This window comes from Escherichia sp. MOD1-EC6098 (assembly GCF_002965865.1).
GTDB lineage: Bacteria > Pseudomonadota > Gammaproteobacteria > Enterobacterales > Enterobacteriaceae > Escherichia > Escherichia marmotae.
In genome coordinates this window covers 66,884-88,581 of the sequence record NZ_PTSN01000015.1, presented here as the reverse complement: position 1 = coordinate 88,581, position 21,698 = coordinate 66,884, and the positions used below count along the sequence as shown (strand labels likewise).

22 protein-coding genes are annotated in these 21,698 nt (G+C 50.1%); 10 read left to right on the top strand and 12 right to left on the bottom strand.

What is annotated here, in order from left to right; all coding sequences use genetic code 11:
• The first annotated feature begins 20 nt into the window (after nt 1-20).
• Nucleotides 21-530, top strand: coding sequence for a fumarase E (gene fumE / locus C0K55_RS16230; RefSeq protein WP_001517047.1), 510 nt, complete (start codon nt 21-23; stop codon nt 528-530).
• Complete coding sequence (locus C0K55_RS16225) at nt 527-1,240, top strand: nucleoside/nucleotide kinase family protein (RefSeq protein WP_000687729.1); 714 nt, start codon at nt 527-529, stop codon at nt 1,238-1,240. Before fumE ends, C0K55_RS16225 begins: the two co-directional genes overlap by 4 nt.
• Here C0K55_RS16225 and C0K55_RS16220 read toward each other — a convergent pair.
• From C0K55_RS16220 to C0K55_RS16200, 5 genes are read right to left on the bottom strand one after another with little or no spacing between them, the layout of a single operon-like run.
• On the bottom strand, nt 1,212-1,889 hold the full coding sequence (locus C0K55_RS16220; protein ID WP_061090721.1) for an ABC transporter ATP-binding protein: 678 nt from the start codon (nt 1,887-1,889) through the stop codon (nt 1,212-1,214). The two genes, C0K55_RS16225 and C0K55_RS16220, sit on opposite strands and share 29 nt — an antisense overlap.
• Complete coding sequence (locus C0K55_RS16215; RefSeq protein WP_016262518.1) at nt 1,883-2,560, bottom strand: energy-coupling factor ABC transporter ATP-binding protein; 678 nt, start codon at nt 2,558-2,560, stop codon at nt 1,883-1,885. The genes C0K55_RS16220 and C0K55_RS16215 overlap by 7 nt, the downstream gene beginning before the upstream one ends.
• On the bottom strand, nt 2,548-3,255 hold the full coding sequence (locus C0K55_RS16210; protein ID WP_061090720.1) for an energy-coupling factor transporter transmembrane component T: 708 nt from the start codon (nt 3,253-3,255) through the stop codon (nt 2,548-2,550). The genes C0K55_RS16215 and C0K55_RS16210 overlap by 13 nt, the downstream gene beginning before the upstream one ends.
• Nucleotides 3,256-3,834, bottom strand: coding sequence for an ECF transporter S component (locus C0K55_RS16205; RefSeq protein WP_000113901.1), 579 nt, complete (start codon nt 3,832-3,834; stop codon nt 3,256-3,258).
• A gap of 22 nt (nt 3,835-3,856) precedes the next feature.
• Complete coding sequence (locus tag C0K55_RS16200) at nt 3,857-4,288, bottom strand: PPC domain-containing DNA-binding protein (protein WP_000988684.1); 432 nt, start codon at nt 4,286-4,288, stop codon at nt 3,857-3,859.
• Between the two features lie 371 nt (nt 4,289-4,659).
• On the opposite strand from C0K55_RS16200, the gene epd reads away from it, so the two are divergent.
• The 4 genes from epd to mscS all read left to right on the top strand — a co-directional run bounded on the left by epd (nt 4,660) and on the right by mscS (nt 9,297).
• Nucleotides 4,660-5,679, top strand: coding sequence for an erythrose-4-phosphate dehydrogenase (gene epd / locus C0K55_RS16190; protein WP_105266678.1), 1,020 nt, complete (start codon nt 4,660-4,662; stop codon nt 5,677-5,679).
• A 49-nt stretch (nt 5,680-5,728) separates the two neighbouring features.
• A complete protein-coding gene (gene pgk, locus C0K55_RS16185; protein ID WP_000111269.1) occupies nt 5,729-6,892 on the top strand; it encodes a phosphoglycerate kinase in 1,164 nt (387 codons plus the stop codon).
• A gap of 91 nt (nt 6,893-6,983) precedes the next feature.
• Nucleotides 6,984-8,063 carry a class II fructose-bisphosphate aldolase gene (gene fbaA / locus C0K55_RS16180; protein ID WP_000034375.1) on the top strand — a complete coding sequence of 360 codons (1,080 nt, stop codon included), beginning with the start codon at nt 6,984-6,986 and terminating at the stop codon, nt 8,061-8,063.
• A gap of 358 nt (nt 8,064-8,421) precedes the next feature.
• Nucleotides 8,422-9,297 (top strand): small-conductance mechanosensitive channel MscS, encoded by an 876-nt coding sequence (mscS, locus tag C0K55_RS16175; RefSeq protein WP_000389807.1) that lies wholly within the window; start codon nt 8,422-8,424, stop codon nt 9,295-9,297.
• 41 nt (nt 9,298-9,338) lie between these two features.
• On the opposite strand, the gene dctP is transcribed toward mscS, so the two are convergent.
• Complete coding sequence (dctP, locus tag C0K55_RS16170; RefSeq protein ID WP_105266679.1) at nt 9,339-10,382, bottom strand: TRAP transporter substrate-binding protein DctP; 1,044 nt, start codon at nt 10,380-10,382, stop codon at nt 9,339-9,341.
• Between the two features lie 54 nt (nt 10,383-10,436).
• Complete coding sequence (locus C0K55_RS16165; protein WP_105266680.1) at nt 10,437-11,366, bottom strand: hypothetical protein; 930 nt, start codon at nt 11,364-11,366, stop codon at nt 10,437-10,439.
• Nucleotides 11,367-11,580: 214 nt separating this feature from the next.
• Between C0K55_RS16165 and argO the strand changes: the two genes are divergently transcribed.
• The 3 genes from argO to srsR all read left to right on the top strand — a co-directional run bounded on the left by argO (nt 11,581) and on the right by srsR (nt 14,114).
• A complete protein-coding gene (gene argO, locus C0K55_RS16160) occupies nt 11,581-12,216 on the top strand; it encodes an arginine exporter ArgO (RefSeq protein WP_000493344.1) in 636 nt (211 codons plus the stop codon).
• Nucleotides 12,217-12,308: 92 nt separating this feature from the next.
• Complete coding sequence (locus C0K55_RS16155; RefSeq protein WP_000669823.1) at nt 12,309-13,049, top strand: oxidative stress defense protein; 741 nt, start codon at nt 12,309-12,311, stop codon at nt 13,047-13,049.
• A gap of 168 nt (nt 13,050-13,217) precedes the next feature.
• Entirely contained in the window at nt 13,218-14,114 is an 897-nt protein-coding gene (gene srsR, locus C0K55_RS16150) for a LysR family transcriptional regulator SrsR (protein WP_105266681.1), read from the top strand.
• On the opposite strand, the gene scpC is transcribed toward srsR, so the two are convergent.
• The 5 genes from scpC to argP form a co-directional block, all read right to left on the bottom strand.
• Complete coding sequence (scpC, locus tag C0K55_RS16145; RefSeq protein ID WP_105266682.1) at nt 14,111-15,589, bottom strand: propionyl-CoA:succinate CoA transferase; 1,479 nt, start codon at nt 15,587-15,589, stop codon at nt 14,111-14,113. The two genes, srsR and scpC, sit on opposite strands and share 4 nt — an antisense overlap.
• Before the next feature lie 25 nt (nt 15,590-15,614).
• Nucleotides 15,615-16,400 (bottom strand): methylmalonyl-CoA decarboxylase, encoded by a 786-nt coding sequence (gene scpB, locus C0K55_RS16140; protein WP_000122073.1) that lies wholly within the window; start codon nt 16,398-16,400, stop codon nt 15,615-15,617.
• 10 nt (nt 16,401-16,410) lie between these two features.
• Complete coding sequence (gene meaB / locus C0K55_RS16135) at nt 16,411-17,406, bottom strand: methylmalonyl Co-A mutase-associated GTPase MeaB (protein ID WP_105266683.1); 996 nt, start codon at nt 17,404-17,406, stop codon at nt 16,411-16,413.
• Nucleotides 17,399-19,543, bottom strand: a complete 2,145-nt coding sequence (gene scpA / locus C0K55_RS16130; RefSeq protein ID WP_016249171.1) for a methylmalonyl-CoA mutase — start codon at nt 19,541-19,543, stop codon at nt 17,399-17,401. Before scpA ends, meaB begins: the two co-directional genes overlap by 8 nt.
• A 202-nt stretch (nt 19,544-19,745) precedes the next feature.
• Nucleotides 19,746-20,639, bottom strand: a complete 894-nt coding sequence (argP, locus tag C0K55_RS16125; RefSeq protein ID WP_000828349.1) for a DNA-binding transcriptional regulator ArgP — start codon at nt 20,637-20,639, stop codon at nt 19,746-19,748.
• 375 nt (nt 20,640-21,014) lie between these two features.
• Between argP and rpiA the strand changes: the two genes are divergently transcribed.
• The gene (gene rpiA / locus C0K55_RS16120) at nt 21,015-21,674 is read left to right on the top strand and encodes a ribose-5-phosphate isomerase RpiA (protein WP_016249170.1); all 660 of its coding nucleotides are present in this window, start codon (nt 21,015-21,017) and stop codon (nt 21,672-21,674) included.
• Nucleotides 21,675-21,698 lie beyond the last annotated feature (24 nt).

Here is a 21,698-nt window from a genome sequence, read left to right as displayed (position 1 = left end):
GGTGATCTATCGGAAGACGAATGGCGACGCTGACAGAAGATGATGTGCTTGAGCAACTGGATGCACAGGACAATTTATTGTCATTTATGAAAACTGCGCATGCCATTTTGCTCCAGGGGATACGCCAGTTTCTGCCGTCGCTGTTTGTCGATAACGATGAAGAGATCGTGGAATATGCAGTGAAGCCGTTGCTCGCCCAAAGCGGCCCGCTTGACGATATTGATGTTGCGCTGCGTTTGATTTATGCGCTGGGGAAAATGGATAAATGGCTGTACGCCGATATTACGCACTTTTCTCAATTCTGGCATTACCTGAACGAGCAGAATGAAACGCCCGGATTTGTCGATGACATTACCTGGGATTTTATCAGCAACGTTAATAGCATAACCCGTAATACTTCCCTCTATGATGCGTTGAAAGCGATGAAGTTCGCTGATTTCGCGGTCTGGTCAGAGGCGCGTTTTAGCGGAATGGTCAAAACGGCGCTGACGCTGGCAGTAACGACAACTTTAAAGGAATTAACGCCGTGAAAATCGAACTGACGGTGAATGGACTAAAGGTACAGGCGCAGTACTCTGATGATGAAATTGAAAATGTACATAAACCGCTACTGCGTATGCTGGCGGCCTTACAGGCGGTAAACCCGCAGCGGCGTACGGTGGTATTTCTGAGTGCTCCACCAGGGACGGGTAAATCTACCTTAACTACCTTCTGGGAATATCTCGCACAACAAGATCCCGAATTACCCGCTATTCAGACGCTCCCGATGGATGGTTTTCACCATTACAACATCTGGCTGGATGAGCATCAGCTTCGCCCTTATAAAGGCGCGCCGCAAACGTTTGACGTGGCGAAACTGGCGGAAAATCTGCGTCAGGCCGTGCAAGGCGACTGTACGTGGCCGCAGTATGATCGACAAAAACATGATCCGGTAGAAGATGCGTTGCACGTTACCGCGCCGCTGGTCATCGTCGAAGGAAACTGGCTATTGCTGGATGACGAGCAGTGGCGCACGTTAGCGCAATTTTGTGATTTCTCGATATTTATCAACGCGCCCGCATCTGTGTTACGGGAACGACTGGTGGGGCGCAAGTTGGCGGGGGGATTATCGCAGGCAGATGCTGAAGCTTTTTATGAACGTACCGACGGGCCGAATGTTCGTCGGGTGCTGGAACAGAGTCGGCCTGCAAATTTGACCTTAATGATGACGCCTAACGGTGAATACTGTCTGGCAGATTGACCTCCCTCACTACACCACCTTCCAGTCGCATGACGCGAGAAAAATGACGCCGGGTAAATGCGGCGTCATGACTGATTGCCACCACACTCGTGCCACGAAGGCGGCACTTTTCCAGCCAACTTTCAAATACTGCCAGCCATTGGGCATCAAAATCCCGGCTCGGTTCGTCAAGTAATAACAGCGGCGGGGCGAGAGCTTCCAGGCAGGCGACGGCCACCATCCGTCGCTGGGCGCTATGCAGATCTAACGGATGAGCGCTGGCAACATCTGTTAACTGACAGCATTGCAGGACAGCGTCGGTGCGTTGAGCAATTTCATCAGTTGGGCATTTTTGCAGTTTCAAACCAAATGCGATCTCTTCCGCGACGGTACTGTGAAATAACTGGTTTTCCGCTTCCTGAAACAGCACACCAATGTTTGCCGCGCGTTGGCGGTTCTTGAGTGTATGTAGCGCCAGATGTTGCAACATTACCGTGCCGGACGAAGGGGGTAGAAGACCCGCCATGATACGCAACAGGGTCGATTTTCCCGCGCCATTGTCGCCGGTCAGCGCCAGCCATTCACCTTTTTTGAGTTGTAGAGAAATGTTGCAAAGACAATACGTTGCTGCGTCAGGCCAGCGATAAGTTACCTGATTTAACGTTAACATAATGGCTGGAGTGCTCCGTTTTGCAGTTGCCACGCTTGCTGGCAGTAGTTCAGGAAAGGTGTTTGATGGCGTTCAAAAAGAATAATCAGCGAATCACGTTTCAACGCCCAGTGTTGTAAGCGCTGCAACAGCATTTCGCTGGCCTGCGACGTCAGTCGGCTAAAGGCTTCGTCGAGAATTAAAATCTTAGGTAGCATCGCGATAGCACAAGCGATGACCACGCGTTGGGTTTCCCCGCCGGAGAGTGTTGCCGGATGGCGATGACGCAATGGCTGGCACCCGGTCAGAGTCAGAGCGGCGTCAATACGCGCCATAATCTCTGCTTCAGCAAGACACAGATTTTCTGGCCCAAACGCGACTTCTTCTTCCACGTTGAAGGTACAGCCAGAAAGCTGCAAGTAGGGGGATTGCTGGACGAGTTGAATGGTCGCAGATTGTTCGTTGAGTGAGCGTTGCCCAATGGGCGTATCGAGGAGCATTCCCGTACCTGCTATGTCACCCGGCAAGAAGTCGGGATACCACCCCGCCATCAGTTGCGCCAGCGTGCTTTTGCCACTGCCGTTGTCCCCAAAGATGGCGATCATCCCTGGTTCGTCATAGTAAAAGTCATAACAGAACGGAGGAATTGTTGAGTGTGTCGGGCAATAGCGAAACTGTTCTAACGTAACCATATCCACGCTCCGAATTCTGCCAGCATCAGCAAGATCATGGTGTAACGCGCCACTTTTTCCAGGTTACTGTCAGGTGGTGCCCACAGCGTAGTGCGCCGGTTGTGGAGTCGAAATGCCCGCATATCCAGCGCCGCGCCGCGGATCGCCAGATCGTTAAGCGCATTATGAGTTAGCGGAATAATTAACGCGGGCATCGCACGTAAACGTTGATACCAGCCTTCATCCAGCGGCACGCCGCGAGCGCGTTGTGCTTCATAAATAATCGCTAATTGTCGTTTTAACTGCTCAACGACCAATAACGGCCCGGCAAACAGATAAGCGACGCCCGGCGGCAGGCGAGAAGCAAACAAAGCGCGGATAAAACCTTGCACGGGGACGAATTGCATCCACAACTGTGAAGTTGAGACAATAGCCAGAATACGCAACCAGAGCGTAATGGCATGTGCCCACCGTTCTGGAGAGCGTGGCGCGTCACTTATCCATTCTGTCAGCCAGCCACCGTGCACCAGCCACAGACCGACGCCCAGCGAAAACATCAGCCAGGTGACATATTTTGCCCGCCGCCGCGTGGCCTTTAGCGCGATAAGGCAGAAAAAGGTCGCCGCGCTATAGATCGGCAAAATGCTCTGCGCGGGCAGGATAAGCGTGGTGCAGGCAGCCAGCGCCCACAACGTTAATGAGGTAAACGGATGCATTTAGCGCACGGCGGCCATCATTGGAAAATGGCGTGTGGTGCGAATCGGTAGTTGTCGCAGTAAAAGCCAGACAATCACCGCCGTGAGAATTTTATCGACCAGGTTAGCGCCTATCACCGTAATCGCCACTGATTCCACCAGGTTTTGCCCCATTGAATGTATCCAGGCGACGAACAAATCCGCTCCGCTACCGGTTACTCCGCCAAACAAGGCTGTACGCAGCGGCACGGCAACAATTGTCACCGCAAGAGTAATAATCACCCCGCTGACAATGACTTTCGGCAGAGTACGGAACCAACCCGCTCGCGCCAGCCAACCCGCGACCAGACCGATGACCATCGCCACGGGGGCAAAAGCGGCGGCGATCGGGTCAGTCAGTAACCCCCAGAGTAAATTGGTCAGTAAGCCGGTCAGCATACCGATCACTGGACCAAGCAGTACCGCGCTAATAAGCGTGCCGATGGAGTCGAGAAAAATAGGCAATTTGACTATGCTGGCCAGTTGACCGCCGATCATATTGATGGCGATAGAGATAACGATCAGCACCAAAGCCTGACTGGAAAAGTGGCGACGCGCCATAAGAAAACCTCTCTAAAGGGTGTTATTTAACAGGGGAAATATGCAACTCGTCGTAACCAGAAAGCGCGCAAGGCTGGCGACTGAATGCCAGTTCTTCCAGGCTACCGATCACCAGTTCAAGGGTGGTGCGCACGGTACAGCCAGGCATCATATGACCGCCGAGCATTGCGCCGTGTGGGTCTGAAATGCAGAGATGAAGATGTTCACCTGTCTGTTCCAGTGTGCCGTTCAGTGCGATTACTTCAAACTTACCGCGAAGATGAGTGGTGTTTTCTTGCCCGGCATAGCGTAAGGCGACGTCAGTCAGACTGCCGGTACAACCCGCAATCCACGCGGCGTGAAGTTGTTGCTGTCGCGCGAAGGTGCGTAATTGAGAGAAAACTTCCTGATCGGGAAGCAGGCGCAGCGCGTAAAAGCGCGCAGTTGAAGAATAAAGGTGGGGCAATGTCATCATTGAAGTACTCCGAAACTCGGACGTATTGCGGATGATATCGACGCGACATCAGTCATATTCTGATATAAATCAGGGTTTATGACGGCACAGCGAAAAGATTTTGCTACGCTTATTCGTGATTCTGCAAAGTGGAATAATTCCTGGCATACCATGGCCAAAAACGTGACGTAAGTCAGATAATTGTCTTCTTTGACTGGACAATCATTCCTTTTATTCCGCGTTTCGCTTATCCTAGCTGAAGCGTTTCAGTCGATTAAATGTTCGACAATTAACCAATCAGTCGCAATTTGCGACAGGTAAGGTTTTCCCGAACGATTTGCTGGACTACTCTGTCTGGCAAATTTGCTTTGAGAAAGCCTTGCAGGAGACCTATGACCGTACGCGTAGCGATAAATGGCTTCGGTCGCATCGGGCGTAATGTGGTTCGTGCTGTGTATGAATCCGGACGCCGGGCGGAAATCACCGTGGTGGCAATCAACGAACTGGCGGATGCTGCGGGCATGGCGCATTTGTTGAAATATGACACCAGTCATGGCCGTTTTGCATGGGAAGTGCGTCAGGAACGCGATCAACTTTTTGTTGGTGATGACGCCATCCGCGTATTGCATGAACGTTCACTGCAATCGCTCCCCTGGCGTGAACTTGGCGTCGATGTGGTGCTCGATTGCACCGGCGTGTATGGCACCCGCGAGCATGGCGAAGCGCATATTGCCGCCGGGGCCCAAAAAGTGCTCTTTTCACATCCTGGCAGCAACGATCTCGACGCAACTATTGTTTATGGCGTCAATCAGGATCAACTTCGCGCGGAACACCGCATTGTTTCTAACGCTTCCTGTACCACGAATTGCATAATTCCCGTCATCAAATTGTTAGATGATGCGTACGGCATTGAGTCCGGCACTGTGACCACAATTCACTCCACCATGCACGATCAGCAGGTTATTGATGCGTACCATCCCGACCTGCGCCGCACTCGGGCCGCCAGTCAGTCGATCATCCCGGTCGATACTAAACTGGCCGCCGGTATCACGCGTTTTTTCCCGCAGTTTAACGATCGCTTTGAAGCGATTGCGGTACGTGTGCCAACCATTAATGTGACGGCAATCGACCTGAGCGTGACGGTGAAGAAACCTGTAAAAGCCAATGAAGTCAACCAGTTGTTGCAAAAGGCAGCACAAGGTGCATTTCATGGTATAGTTGACTATACGGAATTGCCGTTGGTCTCTGTAGATTTTAACCACGACCCGCACAGTGCCATTGTCGATGGCACCCAAACCCGGGTCAGTGGCGCACACCTGATCAAAACGTTGGTCTGGTGCGATAACGAATGGGGCTTTGCTAACCGAATGATCGACACGACGTTAGCGATGGCCGCTGTTGCTTTCAGGTAAGACGCAAGCAGCGTCTGCAAAACTTTTAGAATCAACGAGAGGATTCACCATGTCTGTAATTAAGATGACCGATCTGGATCTTGCTGGGAAACGTGTATTTATCCGTGCGGATCTGAACGTACCAGTAAAAGACGGGAAAGTAACCAGCGACGCACGTATCCGTGCTTCTCTGCCGACCATTGAACTGGCCCTGAAACAAGGCGCGAAAGTGATGGTAACTTCCCACCTGGGTCGTCCTACCGAAGGCGAGTACAACGAAGAATTCTCTCTGCTGCCGGTTGTTAACTACCTGAAAGACAAACTGTCTAACCCGGTTCGTCTGGTTAAAGATTACCTCGACGGCGTTGACGTTGCTGAAGGTGAACTGGTTGTTCTGGAAAACGTTCGCTTCAACAAAGGCGAGAAGAAAGACGACGAAACCCTGTCCAAAAAATATGCTGCACTGTGTGACGTATTCGTAATGGACGCATTCGGTACTGCTCACCGCGCGCAGGCTTCTACTCATGGTATCGGTAAATTTGCTGACGTTGCGTGCGCAGGCCCGCTGCTGGCGGCTGAACTTGACGCGCTGGGTAAAGCACTGAAAGAACCTGCTCGTCCGATGGTGGCTATCGTTGGTGGTTCTAAAGTTTCTACCAAACTGACCGTTCTGGATTCCCTGTCTAAAATCGCTGACCAGTTGATCGTTGGTGGTGGTATCGCAAACACCTTTATCGCGGCACAAGGCCACGATGTAGGTAAATCTCTGTACGAAGCAGACCTGGTTGACGAAGCAAAACGTCTGCTGACCACCTGCAACATCCCGGTTCCGTCTGATGTTCGCGTAGCAACTGAGTTCTCTGAAACTGCTCCGGCTACCCTGAAATCTGTTAACGACGTGAAAGCTGACGAGCAGATCCTGGATATCGGTGATGCTTCCGCACAGGAACTGGCTGAAATCCTGAAGAATGCGAAAACTATTCTGTGGAACGGCCCGGTTGGCGTGTTCGAATTCCCGAACTTCCGCAAAGGTACTGAAATCGTGGCTAACGCTATCGCAGATAGCGAAGCGTTCTCCATCGCTGGCGGCGGCGACACTCTGGCAGCAATCGACCTGTTCGGCATTGCTGACAAAATCTCCTACATCTCCACTGGTGGCGGCGCATTCCTTGAATTCGTAGAAGGTAAAGTACTGCCTGCAGTAGCGATGCTCGAAGAGCGCGCTAAGAAGTAAAAAATCACAGGGCAGGGAAACCTGCCCTTGTTTCAGCGCGCTCATGTAGCACGCACTTTTTCTCAAGCCCGACGATACAGGACAAAGAAACATGTCTAAGATTTTTGATTTCGTAAAACCTGGCGTAATCACTGGTGATGACGTACAGAAAGTTTTCCAGGTAGCAAAAGAAAATAACTTCGCACTGCCAGCAGTAAACTGCGTCGGTACTGACTCCATCAACGCCGTACTGGAAACCGCTGCTAAAGTTAAAGCGCCGGTTATCGTTCAGTTCTCCAACGGCGGTGCTTCCTTTATCGCTGGTAAAGGCGTGAAATCTGATGTTCCGCAGGGGGCTGCAATCCTGGGCGCTATCTCTGGTGCGCATCACGTACACCAGATGGCTGAACACTACGGTGTTCCTGTAATCCTGCACACTGACCACTGCGCGAAGAAACTGCTGCCGTGGATTGACGGTCTGCTGGACGCAGGTGAAAAACACTTCGCAGCTACCGGTAAGCCGCTGTTCTCTTCTCATATGATCGACCTGTCTGAAGAATCTCTGCAAGAGAACATCGAAATCTGCTCTAAATACCTGGAGCGCATGTCCAAAATCGGTATGACTCTGGAAATCGAACTGGGTTGCACTGGTGGTGAAGAAGACGGTGTGGACAACAGCCACATGGACGCTTCTGCACTGTACACCCAGCCGGAAGACGTTGATTACGCATACACCGAGCTGAGCAAAATCAGCCCGCGTTTCACCATCGCGGCTTCCTTCGGTAACGTACACGGCGTTTACAAGCCGGGTAACGTGGTTCTGACCCCGACTATCCTGCGTGATTCTCAGGAATATGTTTCTAAGAAACACAACCTGCCGCACAACAGCCTGAACTTCGTATTCCACGGCGGTTCCGGTTCTACTGCTCAGGAAATCAAAGACTCCGTAAGCTACGGCGTAGTGAAAATGAACATCGATACCGATACCCAATGGGCAACCTGGGAAGGTGTTCTGAACTACTACAAAGAAAACGAAGCTTACCTGCAGGGTCAATTGGGCAACCCGAAAGGCGAAGATCAGCCGAACAAGAAATACTACGATCCGCGCGTATGGCTGCGTGCTGGTCAGACTTCGATGATCGCTCGTCTGGAAAAAGCATTCCAGGAACTGAACGCAATCGACGTTCTGTAAGATATTCCTTTCTGCTTATCTCAAGGCCCGCTCTGCGGGTCTTTTTTTCGCCAAAAGCAAAATTGCCTGATGCGCTACGCTTATCAGGCCTACACGCATCCTGCAATATATTGAATTTGCAGGTTTTTGTTGGCCGGGTAAGGCGTTCACGCCGCATCCGGCATGACAAAGCGCACATTGTCATATGTCTGAGCCCCACTCTGCGGGGCTTTTTTTCGCCAAAAGCAAGGTGATGTACTTAAGAAATTTGTGATCTATTTGGCAAAATTATACTTTATTGTTTACCCTTGTCAGACTGCCCGTCATAAGGCGGCGGAGTGTATTTCTCCATTTTGAGTCAGTTGAAAAGGAATATTGAATGGAAGATTTGAATGTTGTCGATAGCATACACGGTGCAGGTTCCTGGTTGGTGAATAATCAGGCGCTGTTGCTGAGTTATGCTGTAAACATCGTGGCGGCTCTCGCGATTATCATCATTGGTTTGATTGTCGCGCGGATGATTTCCAATGCGGTGAATCGCCTGATGATCTCCCGTAAAATTGATGCCACCGTTGCTGATTTTCTTTCTGCATTAGTCCGTTACGCAGTTATTGCCTTTACGCTAATTGCTGCACTGGGTCGCGTGGGCGTACAAACCGCATCGGTTATCGCCGTACTGGGTGCCGCAGGTTTAGCTGTAGGTTTGGCGTTGCAGGGTTCGCTGTCTAACCTGGCCGCTGGCGTGTTGCTGGTAATGTTCCGCCCGTTCCGTGCCGGTGAATATGTTGACCTCGGCGGTGTTGCCGGTACTGTGCAGAGCGTGCAGATTTTCTCTACGACTATGCGCACCGCAGACGGTAAAATTATCGTTATTCCGAACGGTAAAATTATTGCCGGTAATATTATTAACTTCTCTCGCGAGCCGGCGCGCCGTAACGAATTTATCATTGGCGTGGCGTATGATTCTGATATCGATCAGGTTAAGCAGATCCTGACTGATATTATTCAGTCCGAAGATCGTATTTTAAAAGATCGTGAAATTACCGTGCGCCTGCATGAACTTGGCGCATCCTCGGTTAATTTTATCGTTCGTGCCTGGAGCAACAGCGGTGATCTGCAAAACGTGTACTGGGACGTGCTGGAACGTATTAAACGCGAGTTTGATGCTGCTGGTATCAGCTTCCCATATCCGCAAATGGATGTGAACTTCAAGCGGGTGAAAGAGAATAAAGAGAGCGATGCGGTAACGCGTTAATCATGTAAAGCGCCCATAAGATTCATGGGCGCACTAACAATTCAATGGATTGTTCTATCAAGAAGATTGGCAACTTTTTGCATCACTTCCCTGGCATTGTCTATACCTTCAGCTTTCTGCTTTGCTACCCACTGAGCTTGTTCTTGCTGATAACCAATCGCTTTCCGCCAGGCCTCCAGTTCTGCTTTTGTCAGATAGCGAACATGTGTGCCTTCCTGTTCAAGCGTTTTTACCATGTTGATCAGATTGTTATCTAATGCCTGGCCCAGCGCCTTCTGGGTTGTAATAGCAGCTCGCTGAATCGCCTCGCGATCTTGAGTACTGAGGCTTTCCCAGGTGTGTTTATTCATCGTCAAAAGATAAACATGGCCGAGCCAGAGCGAAGGAGAGAGCAACACATTCGGCGCAGCACGTTCAGCATGGATGTCATACCCGCTATCGAGATTGACCATTAAGCCATCGAGTTTCCCGTCGCGGAGTGCTGTCGTAATTTGCTCATTCCACGGTAAGGTTACGGTTTTTGCTCCTGTATTAACTAAATAAGCCCGATGCCAGAAACTGGCTGTTCGCCAGGAAGTTCCCTGAAGAGCGGTTAATTTCATAATGGGTTTGGTAGAAAAAAAGCCTACCGGATAGCCAAGTAAAAATTGTAAGTTCACGACATTGTTACGCTCAATTTCAGCGTTAAGTTCGGGAATTTCTGCATATACGCGACGAAAGAATTCTACCTGACTGGCTCCATGCTCCGGGCCAATAGCAAAGCTCTTGAATATTTGATGAAGCGGTAATTGTTTCGCTGTGTATTCTGGCACCACTATACCCATATCAGCTTTGCTGCCATCACTTATCGTCGCCAGTGCGTCATAGCTGATGGCGATTTCACCGTTCCAGTGAGGTTCAATTTTCAAACGTCCTTGTGACTCTTTTCCAATTTCTGCAAATAATACCTCTTTAATGAGTTGTGTACGCATTCCACCATAAGGTTCATGATCGGTATAGCGAAGTATTTTTTCAGCAGCAATGTTGGGGAAAGATACCAGAAGTAACCCTGATATCAGAGAAAATAAAAAGTGTTTGAATGTCATATCAGTTCCTTCTGTAATTTTGTTGGTCGTCGTTAATATTAAAAGCAGTGAACTTTAACAACTAAAATCAAACTTCATATTTTTAAAGTCCAGCCAGGCATTACCTGTGCCAAAATTATACCCGTCGAAATACTCTTCAAACTCAATATAATAAGGCGACATTCCGTCTGGTATAGGCTGCACGAGCGCCATCGAACCACCGAGATGATCGGGCAGATGTGCGCTATGCCACTGGAGAGGTTCACATTTGCTCTTTCCCTCTGCATCTTTAGAAAAATAATGAATGGACTGATATTCCGTATCATTTCTTTCTGAGGGGCTAATTCCCGCATTAGGATCAAAAGCGCGCGGCTCGCATGAAATCGCCAGATTGAACGCCAGCGACTGCTCAGGAATGGTGCCCAATTTACGGTAAATAAAATTGCTTTCAGGCGTATCTTTTGGTCTGACGTTAGCCTGAAAATAACTAAATGCACTGCCAATAGTCATCCATTCTGGCGTATCTTGCTGGTCGCGATAGTGGTCAGGTATAAGTTCAGGTGGCTCGCAAAATGGGCCGTTGAACTCGTACTGGGTTAGTAAAATTACCGCATAAGAACAACCTAATATATCTGCCATCCGAAATAGCCGTGGATGTCGTTGCTTTTCTGCCAGCCAAAAAACATAAAGATTTGGATCTTCTGGGGGCGTGCAGGATTCAAAATTTTCAAACACATCTAATATTTCTTCTGTACACGGAGTTCCGCCATCGTTGTGTTCTGGCGCAACTGCAAAGAAAGATAACGCGGCAACCTCTGGTCCATAAATCCGATAGTCCTCTGGCAATAGTAGGGTAAATCCATGATTCAATGGGAAACCATTATTTGGATCCAGCGGCCACTGTTCGGGTGTTATGCCTGGTGGTAGTCCAAAGCACCAACCTTGTTGTCGCGGCATATTTTCGCGAATAGGGTAGGGGAGCAGAGTGAGATCATATGATTGCATTGTGTTAGTCCTTTACAACGCGAGCAGGGAAGCGAGCCATAACGTCGTTTACGCCATGGGGAATGTTGAGATTGTTATTCTAAAATCAGTCACCGAGTAGAATTATTTAAATTAATATTAAAATTATTTCTATGCTATTAGAATTATCAATTTTATCTAATAACAATCCCGCGCTATAGTCTCTGCATCAGGTAATTAACTCGGAATTTTTAACGTGTTTTCTTATTATTTTCAAGGTCTTGCGCTTGGTGCGGCTATGATCCTGCCGCTCGGTCCGCAAAATGCTTTTGTGATGAATCAGGGCATTCGCCGTCAGTACCACATAATGATTGCCTTACTTTGTGCAATCAGCGATTTAGTCCTGATTTGCGCCGGGATTTTTGGCGGTAGCGCGTTACTGATGCAGTCTCCGTGGTTATTGGCATTAGTGACCTGGGGTGGTGTTGCCTTTTTGTTGTGGTATGGCTTTGGCGCTTTTAAAACTGCGATGGGCAGTAATATTGAACTGGCGAGTGCCGAAGTGATGAAACAGGGGCGATGGAAAATTATCGCCACCATGCTGGCGGTGACCTGGCTGAATCCGCATGTCTATCTGGATACCTTTGTGGTACTGGGCAGCCTGGGCGGTCAACTTGATCCTGACCCAAAACGTTGGTTTGCATTCGGGACGATTAGCGCCTCTTTCCTGTGGTTTTTTGGCCTGGCGTTATTAGCCGCCTGGCTGGCACCGCGTTTGCGTACCGCCAAAGCGCAGCGCATTATCAATTTCGTGGTGGGCTGCGTGATGTGGTTTATCGCTCTACAACTGGCGAAAGAGGGGATTGCCCATGCACAAGCCTTGTTCAGTTAGGTGCTATCTGATGGAAAATTAAAACAGAGACGCTAAGCTTGCCTCCAGAGGTCCTGAATTTTGGGCAAGTCAATTAACACGGAGAGACTAACGTGAAGTTCAAAGTTATCGCCCTGGCGGCATTGATGGGTTTCAGCGGAATGGCAGTACAGGCCAATGAACTACCGGATGGTCCGCATATTGTCACTTCAGGAACAGCAAGCGTGGATGCGGTGCCAGACATTGCCACCCTTGCGATTGAAGTCAACGTGGCAGCGAAGGATGCCGCGACCGCCAAGAAGCAGGCGGATGAGCGTGTGGCGCAATATATCTCTTTCCTTGAACTCAATCAGATCGCGAAAAAAGATATCAGCTCTGCAAATTTACGCACCCAGCCTGATTACGATTACCAGGATGGTAAAAGTATTCTGAAAGGCTACCGGGCGGTGAGAACGGTGGAAGTAACGCTTCGTCAGTTAGACAAACTGAATTCTTTGCTGGATGGCGCGCTGAAGGCCGGGCTTAACGAAATTCGTTCTGTTTCCTTGGGTGTGGCGCAACCTGATGCCTATAAAGATAAAGCGCGTAAGGCGGCGATTGATAATGCGATTCATCAGGCACAGGAGCTGGCGAACGGCTTTAATCGCAAGTTGGGTCCGGTATATAGCGTGCGCTACCATGTTTCCAACTATCAGCCCAGCCCGATGGTTCGAATGATGAAAGCTGATGCCGCGCCGGTTTCCACTCAGGAAACTTACGAGCAGGCTGCTATTCAGTTTGATGATCAGGTTGATGTGGTCTTCCAGTTAGAACCTGTTGATCAGCAACCTGCAAAAACACCTACCGCACAATAATACTTTTAGCCCGACGCCTTTGTCGGGCTAATGTCTTCACCTGATATCGCCTCCTTTTTCTGTAATTTTCTGTAAAACCATGATGCAATCACCTATCTTTGCACGCGATTTCATCAAAGATTGAATAACTGAAACGGTTAAGCGGACAGTGATGTTTGGGGAGAGGGTATGGATATTTTTATTTCAAAAAAGATGCGCAATTTTATTTTATTAGCGCAAACTAATAATATTGCCCGGGCAGCAGAAAAAATACATATGACGGCGTCGCCGTTCGGCAAAAGTATTGCCGCGCTGGAGGAGCAAATTGGTTATACATTGTTTACCCGTAAAGATAACAATATTAGTCTTAATAAAGCTGGACAGGAACTTTATCAAAAACTTTTTCCGGTTTACCAACGAATTTCTGCTATTGATAATGAAATTCATAATTCCGGGCGTCGTTCTCGTGAAATTGTAATTGGTATAGATAATACCTATCTGACGATTATTTTTGATCAGCTAATCAGCCTTGGTGATAAATATGAAGGGGTGACAGCCCAGCCGGTTGAGTTTAGCGAAAATGGGGTTATTGATAATCTCTTCCACCACCAGTTTGATTTTATTATCTCTCCGCAGCATGTCTCCGGGCGTGTAAAGGGGTTGGAGAGCCTGACTATCAGCGAACTTTCGCCGCTGCGACTGGGGTTTCTCGTTTCTCGCCGTTTTGAAGAACGCCAGGAGCAGGAGTTATTACAGGAGCTGCCGTGGTTACAGATGCGCTTTCAGAACCGCGCTAACTATGAAGCGATGATTGATGCGAACATGCGTCCTTGTGGGATTAATCCAACAATCATTTATCGTCCCTACAGTTTTATGGCCAAAATAAGCGCCGTTGAGCGCGGACATTTCCTGACAGTCATTCCACATTTTGCCTGGCGGCTGGTGAACCCGGCAACGCTGAAATATTTTGATGCGCCGCATACGCCAATGTATATGCAGGAATACCTCTATTCACTGAAAAACCATCGCTATACCGCCACGATGCTACAGCAAATTTCTGAAGATCGTGACGGTACGAGCAATTAACTCAGCATCGAGCCAGTTTCGATCAAGTTACGATGCAGATCGAAAACGTGGCTAAGATCGTGGTGAATATGCCCACCAGGTGCATTTTCCAGATAGTGATGCAGATAGTCACGGTACATGGGATGGGCACAGTTATCGATGATAGCGCGTGCGCGCTGAAGTGGGGAGAGGCCGCGCAGGTCGGCAATCCCTTGTTCAGTGATGATCACTTTCACGCTGTGTTCGCTGTGATCGACATGGCTACACATTGGCACGATAGTTGATATCTTGCCTTCTTTGGTGATCGACGGTGCCATAAAGATCGACAGGTAAGCATTGCGTTCAAAATCGCCGCTGCCGCCGATACCGTTCATCAAATTAACTCCGGCAACATGCGTTGAGTTGGCATGTCCGTAAATATCAAACTCCAGACCCACGTTCAGAGCGATAACACCAAGGCGGCGGATAATTTCCGGGTTATTGGAAATCTCCTGCGGACGTAACACAATGCGGCTGGAGAAGTAGTCCATATTGTCGTAAATCTTACGCAGTGAATCGGCAGAGATTGTCAGACTGGAGGCGCTGGCACCGGTGATTTTGCCGGTTTCCAGAAGATGAACCACCGATTCCTGTAGCACTTCCGAATACATCATAAACGGTGGAATATCCGGGTTATCTCCGAGACGTGCCATTACCGCATTATTGATGTTGCCAACCCCACTTTGCAATGGCAAAAACTCCGGTGGAATACGCCCCTGTGCCATTTCACGTAACAGAAAGGTGACTACATTGTCAGCGATTTGCTGGCACATGGGATTTTGCTTATCCAGGATATTACCTGCATCAGGTAAGTTGGTTTCCACGACCGCAACAATCTTTTTCGGATCAATGTGCACATAACGAGTACCGACGCGATCCATTGCATGGAAGATCGAAACGCTATTGCGCCGCGGTGGTGCTCCTGGAATCACAATATCTGCCAGTTCCGCAACGCGCGGATCGTGATAGTGATTGAGTTCAATGATCACTTTCTTTGCCTGCAGTAACCAGGTCGGCGCGTTACCGATCCCACTGGTCAACCAGACACGTCCATCCGGTGCGATCTCTGAAGCTTCAATTACCGCAACATCAATGTCACCGAAGAAGCCGTAGTTGACCATTTGCGCTACTTCGCTCAAATGTAGATCAACAAAACTGACCGCACCCTGATTGATCTTTTTGCGTAATCCAGATGATGTTTGATACGGAGCGCGCCACGAAACAGCGTCAGCTTCAGAGAGTACATCATCGGCGGCGGCGCTAATTGACGCTCCGGTTAGCAGGCGAATTTGGTACGGTTTTTTCGCCTCATGCTGTTCATTGGCACGACGGGCAATAGCAGCAGGCAGGGCTTTAGGTGAACCCGCAGGGGTAAAGCCGCTGAATGCCACCATATCGTTGTGTCGGATAATTTCCGCCGCTTCATCGGCGGTCATCCTTGCCCAGGTCATACTCATCCTTTACTCCTTTGTTCGCAGATCATTAATGACCGACGAAATTAGGTTTACGTTTTTCCAGGAAGGCGTTCATACCTTCCTGATAATCCTCGCTGTCATAAACCTCCCGGCGCATCCCCTGAATACGTTCAAACTCATCTGAATTCATGGTGTGTGCTTCGCCCAACACGCGCAGTTCTTCTTTGATTACCGCAATCGCCAGCGGTGCTTTTTCGGAAATGTGGTGAGCCATTTGTAAGGTGAAATCTTCCAGCTCGTTGATGTCAACAACGTGGTTGAGAATGCCAACAGCCAGCGCGCGTTGGGCTGTGATTGGCGAAGCGGTAAAAATCAGCTCTTTGACAATGTGGAAACCCGCGTCACGGGTCAGGTTGTGAATGCCGACCAGGTTATATGGGACGCCGAGGTTAACTGGCGTCATTGAGAAGGTGGAGGTGCTGGCGGCGATGATCAGATCGGAACTCATGATCATTTCAAATGCGCCTCCCCAGACGCTCCCTTCAACCATCGAAATTACCGGTTTGGGGCATTTTTGGATCATGCGGGTGATTTGGCGTAGCGGATCATCGTAGGAGAGTGGATCGCGGCCGCCTGATGGCAGTTCATGAATATCGTGACCTGCGGAGAACACTTTGGAACCACTCGGGGCACGCAGAATGATACAACGGATTTCCGGACGGTTGAGATCGCTTAATGCCTGGAGCAGGTCATCAATAAAGACTTTACTTAATGCATTGAGTTTGCGGCCATAGTTAAACTCAATTACCGCAACTTTGTTGATGGTGACAACATTAACATACTGGTAAGACATAAAAATTCCTTTAATCAAAATATTGAGTCTGGATAAATTCACTGAGTTGCCGCAGGGCGGTGCGCGGCGAAAGCGTGTTGTTTTTGACTGCTAATAGCGTCTGGCGGTAATAGCGATCGAAATCTTCATTAGCGAACAGGTGGTGCAGCACTTCTTCCTCGGTTTGCTTACGCAGCCATTCCACCGATTGTTGCTGCCGCATCAGGGGCAAACGACCGCTGGCGGTAAGCGCGGTTTTGAAATCGATAATCGCGTGCCAAATCTCATCGATACCGCATTTTTCCAGTGCGCTACAGGTGAGGACTCGTGGTTGCCATTCTTCATATTTGCGACGCAGAATATGTAGGGCGCTTTCGTACATATGGCGGGCAATGGCGACATTCGTGTGGTTATCGCCATCGTCTTTGTTGATGACAACCAGATCTGCCACCTCCATTAGCCCCTTTTTAATGCCCTGGAGATCATCACCACCACCGGCAATTTGTAGTGAGATAAAACAGTCGACCATGCGGGCTACTTCCGTTTCCGACTGTCCGACGCCGACGGTTTCAACGATCACCACGTCATAACCCGCCGCTTCGCATAACAGCATTAACTCCCGTGCTCGTTGGCTGGCACCGCCCAGATGACCAGATGACGGAACCGGGCGAATAAACGCCGCATCGGCACGAGCCAGTTCGGTCATACGTGTCTTGTCACCAAGGATGCTGCCACCGGTTACCGGGCTGCTGGGATCAACGGCAATCACCGCGACCTTCAACCCCTGGCGAATTAGCTGCATGCCGAAGACTTCAAGAAAGGTACTTTTCCCCGCGCCGGGTGTACCGGTAACGCCCAGCCGCAGCGCATTTCCACAGAATGGCATGATGGCATCGAGCAACAGGTTACTTAGCGCCTGATGACGCGGATGGCGGCTTTCTACCAGCGTCATGGCTTGGGCAAGTGTGGCTCGTTCACCCTCACGTAAGCGGCGAATGTTGTCTGCTAGTGTGGTTTCGTTAATCATGATGCTGGCTAATTCGGTTCAGCACATCACGTACACTGTCGAGCATGGGAGTACCCGGGCCATAAATCGCCGCCACGCCACGCTCTTGCAGGAAGGCATAATCTTGCGGTGGAATAACGCCGCCAGCGACTACACAGATATCTTCGCGCCCCCATTTTTTAAGGGCTTCGACCAGTTCCGGGATCAGCGTTTTGTGTCCAGCCGCGAGAGAGGATGCGCCCACCACATGAACGTCGTTTTCTACCGCCAGTCTGGAGATCTCTTCTGGCGTCGAGAACATCGGGCTGAGATCAACGTCAAAACCCAGATCGGAATAGGCGCTGGCAATGACTTTCGCTCCGCGATCGTGCCCATCCTGACCCATTTTTGCGATCAGAATACGTGGGCGACGACCATTGTTGGCGAGGAACAGCTCCGTTTGCGCAACAATGGCATCAAATTCGCAGGCTGATTTTTCCGACTGGTGATAACTTTGCGCAATCACGCCGGTAACACACTGACTCGGCACCAGATAACGGTCAAAAGCGGCCTCCAGTGCATCGGAAATCTCACCCAATGTCGCGCGAACGCGTGCTGCATTAACAGCGGCAGCCAGCAGGTTTTCGTTTTGCAGCGCAGCGTTAGTCAGGGCGTTCAGCGCGGCGGTTACGGCTGCATCATCACGGGTGGCACGAATGCGTTCCAGCGAAGCAATTTGCTCGTTACGAACCATCACATTGTCGATCTCCAGTACATCGGTTTTGTCTTCGTGATCCCGTTTGTACTTGTTCACGCCAACTATCACCCGTTTGCCCTGGTCGATCAGCGATTGTTCACGCGCAGATGCTTCTTCGATCATTCGTTTTGGCAAGCCCGCTTCGATCGCTTTCGCCATGCCACCTGCTTCGTCGATCTGATCAATGATGGCTCTGGCCTGTTTCACGATCTGATCAGTTAGTGACTCAACGTAATAAGAACCGGCTAGCGGATCGACGGTGCGGCAGAGTTCTGACTCTTCCTGAATAATGATCTGAGTGTTGCGGGCAATACGTGCCGAGAAATCGGTCGGCAGACCAAGAGCTTCATCAAAAGCGTTGGTATGCAGCGACTGAGTACCGCCCAGAGTCGCGGCCAGTGCCTCAATGGTGGTGCGGATAACGTTGTTATAGGGATCTTGCTCGGTGAGACTCCAGCCGGAGGTTTGACAATGGGTACGCAGCGCCAGTGATTTCGGATCTTTGGCTCCAAATCCGCTTACCGCTTCGCTCCAGAGATAACGTGCGGCACGCAGCATGGCGATGTTCATAAACAGATCCATGCCAATACCGAAGAAGAACGACAGACGTGGGGCAAAGTCGTCAATTTTCAGACCAGCAGAGAGTGCAGCTTTGATGTATTCAATCCCATCAGCCAGGGTGAATGCCACCTGCTGCACGCAATTTGCACCCGCTTCGCCCATGTGGTAGCCGCTAATACTGATGGTATTAAAGCGCGGCATATTGCCGGAACACCAGGCGATGATATCAGCGATAATGCGCATAGACGGTTTCGGCGGGTAAATATAGGTATTGCGGCAGAGGTACTCTTTCAGGATGTCGTTCTGGATGGTGCCAGTAAGTTTATCGGGGGGAACTCCTTGCTCTTCAGCGGCCACGATATAAAACGCCAGTACTGGCAGGACTGCGCCGTTCATGGTCATTGACACCGACATTTTATCCAGTGGAATTTGGTCGAACAGCACCTTCATATCTTCTACGGTGTCTATAGCAACGCCCGCTTTTCCGACATCGCCAGCAACACGCGGATTGTCGGAGTCGTAACCGCGGTGGGTGGCGAGGTCAAAGGCAACGGAAAGACCTTTTTGCCCGGCCGCGAGGTTACGGCGATAAAAGGCGTTAGACTCTTTGGCCGTTGAGAAACCGGCATATTGGCGGATGGTCCATGGCTGGGCTGTGTACATGGTGGCGCGGGGACCACGAACGTAGGGCGGCAAGCCAGGAAGGGTGCCTGTCACTTCCAGATTGTTGAGATCGACTTCGGTATACAGCGGCTTGATGGCGATCCCTTCCGCCGTTTGCCGTACCAGTGAGTCGACGGTTTTTTCCCGACGGCTCAACTCCTTGTTGGCAAGCTGTTGCCACTCCTGCACGTTTGACATTATTTGCTCCATAAAGCGCAATAAAAATAGGGGATTTGCGCTTACGGTGAGCTTTTTAAACGGGTTTGTCGCCAGCAAAAAAAATGCATTGAGGCGTCGTTTTTTGCCGTGTGAGATTTGTCTCTTTTGTGACGTTGTTCAAAGAAGGTAAAAAGAAAGAAGGAAAATGCCTGATATGTGCTATCAGGCATTAATTGATTGATTAATCCTGACGAAGTACTTTGTGACCATAGTCGAGCAAAGCATCAGTGACTTTACGCATCATGCGGCTTTCTGGGGCAAAGCGATGCCAGTAGAGCATTCGCCGTTGAAACAGCCCCGGTGTCAGGTCTATCAACTCGCCGCTAGCCAGTTCTTTCTCAATTTGTAGGTGTGGGATCATACAGCAGGTTGTTCCCTGGCGAGCGAGTTGAACGAAGGCTTCTGACGAGTTAACGATATGGCACGGTACGCTACCTGGCGGCAGATCGAAGTTTTGCTGCAAAAATGCCTGGTGCATATCGTCAAGATGGTCAAACGCCACCACCGGTGCCTTGAGCAGCGCGGAGCGGCTTACTCCGTTGGGGAAGTATTTCTCAGCAAACGGTTTGGAGCTGACGAACAGATAGTCAAGCGCGCCAAGTTTATCGACAAGACAGCTTGGTAGCGCCTGATGTTGAATACTCACCGCGCCGACCACTTCGCCACGACGCAGGCGCTCCTGGGTACGGGTTTCATCTTCCACCTGTAAATTCAGACGGATAGGAGAGTCAGCCAGCACAGGAGCGAGCGCCGGAAGCAGCCAGGTTGCCAGACTGTCGGCGTTGACTGCAAGCGAAAGCAGTAGCGGGGTTGAACCGGTTTGTTCATCGCCCAGCCACTCCTCTTCCAGCAACTCAACCTGGCGAAGCAGTGCCAGCAGTTTTTGCCCTTGCTCAGTAGGCCGCGGCGGGACAGTGCGCACCAGTAACGGCTGCCCGAACATATTTTCTAGCTGCTTAATGCGCTGTGAGACGGCTGATTGCGTAATGCACAATTTCTGTGCCGCACGCTCAAATCCTCGTTCACGTATCACCGCATCCAGTGCCTGTAATGTCCTGTAGTCCGGGCGTTTCATTGCTTTAACCTACTCCTCAAATTTTCTTATGCCGAACTATGACATAATTTTGCTTTGGGTACAGAGCATTTAGCGTATGAAAAAGTAGCTATAATGGAAATTTTGGGTGGCGTTACCGTGTCTTTTTGTCTTTGTGGAGACCCGGGAAAAGTTCTGTAGAGCTTCACTTTTATCGGTGCAGCTTCAGATATGCACGCTGGTTGATAAAAGGGGTCACCCGATGCCTGCTGATATCCAGGCTTGCAGGGACGAAAGAGAATTCCCCCTATTGCCTGTTATTCATGGATGAGTTAGTCGCACGACTTGCTGACGGGGTCTGAACCGCGTTTTTTGTATATAATGCGTGTGAAATTTCATACCACAGGCGAAACGATCATGACGCAGGATGAATTGAAAAAAGCAGTAGGATGGGCGGCACTTCAGTATGTTCAGCCCGGGACCATTGTTGGTGTAGGTACAGGTTCCACCGCCGCACACTTTATTGATGCACTCGGCACGATGAAAGGTCAGATTGAAGGGGCAGTTTCCAGCTCCGATGCATCCACTGAAAAACTGAAAAGCCTTGGCATTCACGTTTTTGACCTCAATGAAGTGGACAGCCTTGGAATTTACGTCGACGGAGCAGATGAAATCAACGGCCATATGCAGATGATCAAAGGTGGCGGCGCGGCGCTGACCCGTGAAAAAATCATCGCTTCAGTCGCGAAGAAGTTTATCTGTATTGCAGATGCTTCCAAGCAGGTCGATATTCTGGGTAAATTCCCACTGCCGGTAGAAGTTATCCCGATGGCGCGTAGTGCAGTAGCTCGTCAGTTGGTGAAATTAGGCGGCCGTCCGGAATACCGTCAGGGCGTGGTGACTGATAACGGCAACGTGATCCTCGACGTTCACGGCATGGAAATTCTTGACCCGGTGGCGATGGAAAACGCAATTAACGCTATCCCTGGCGTGGTTACTGTTGGTCTGTTTGCCAACCGTGGTGCGGATGTCGCGCTGATTGGCACACCTGACGGCGTCAAAACCATTGTGAAATGATCTGACGGGGGAGTTCTCTCCCCC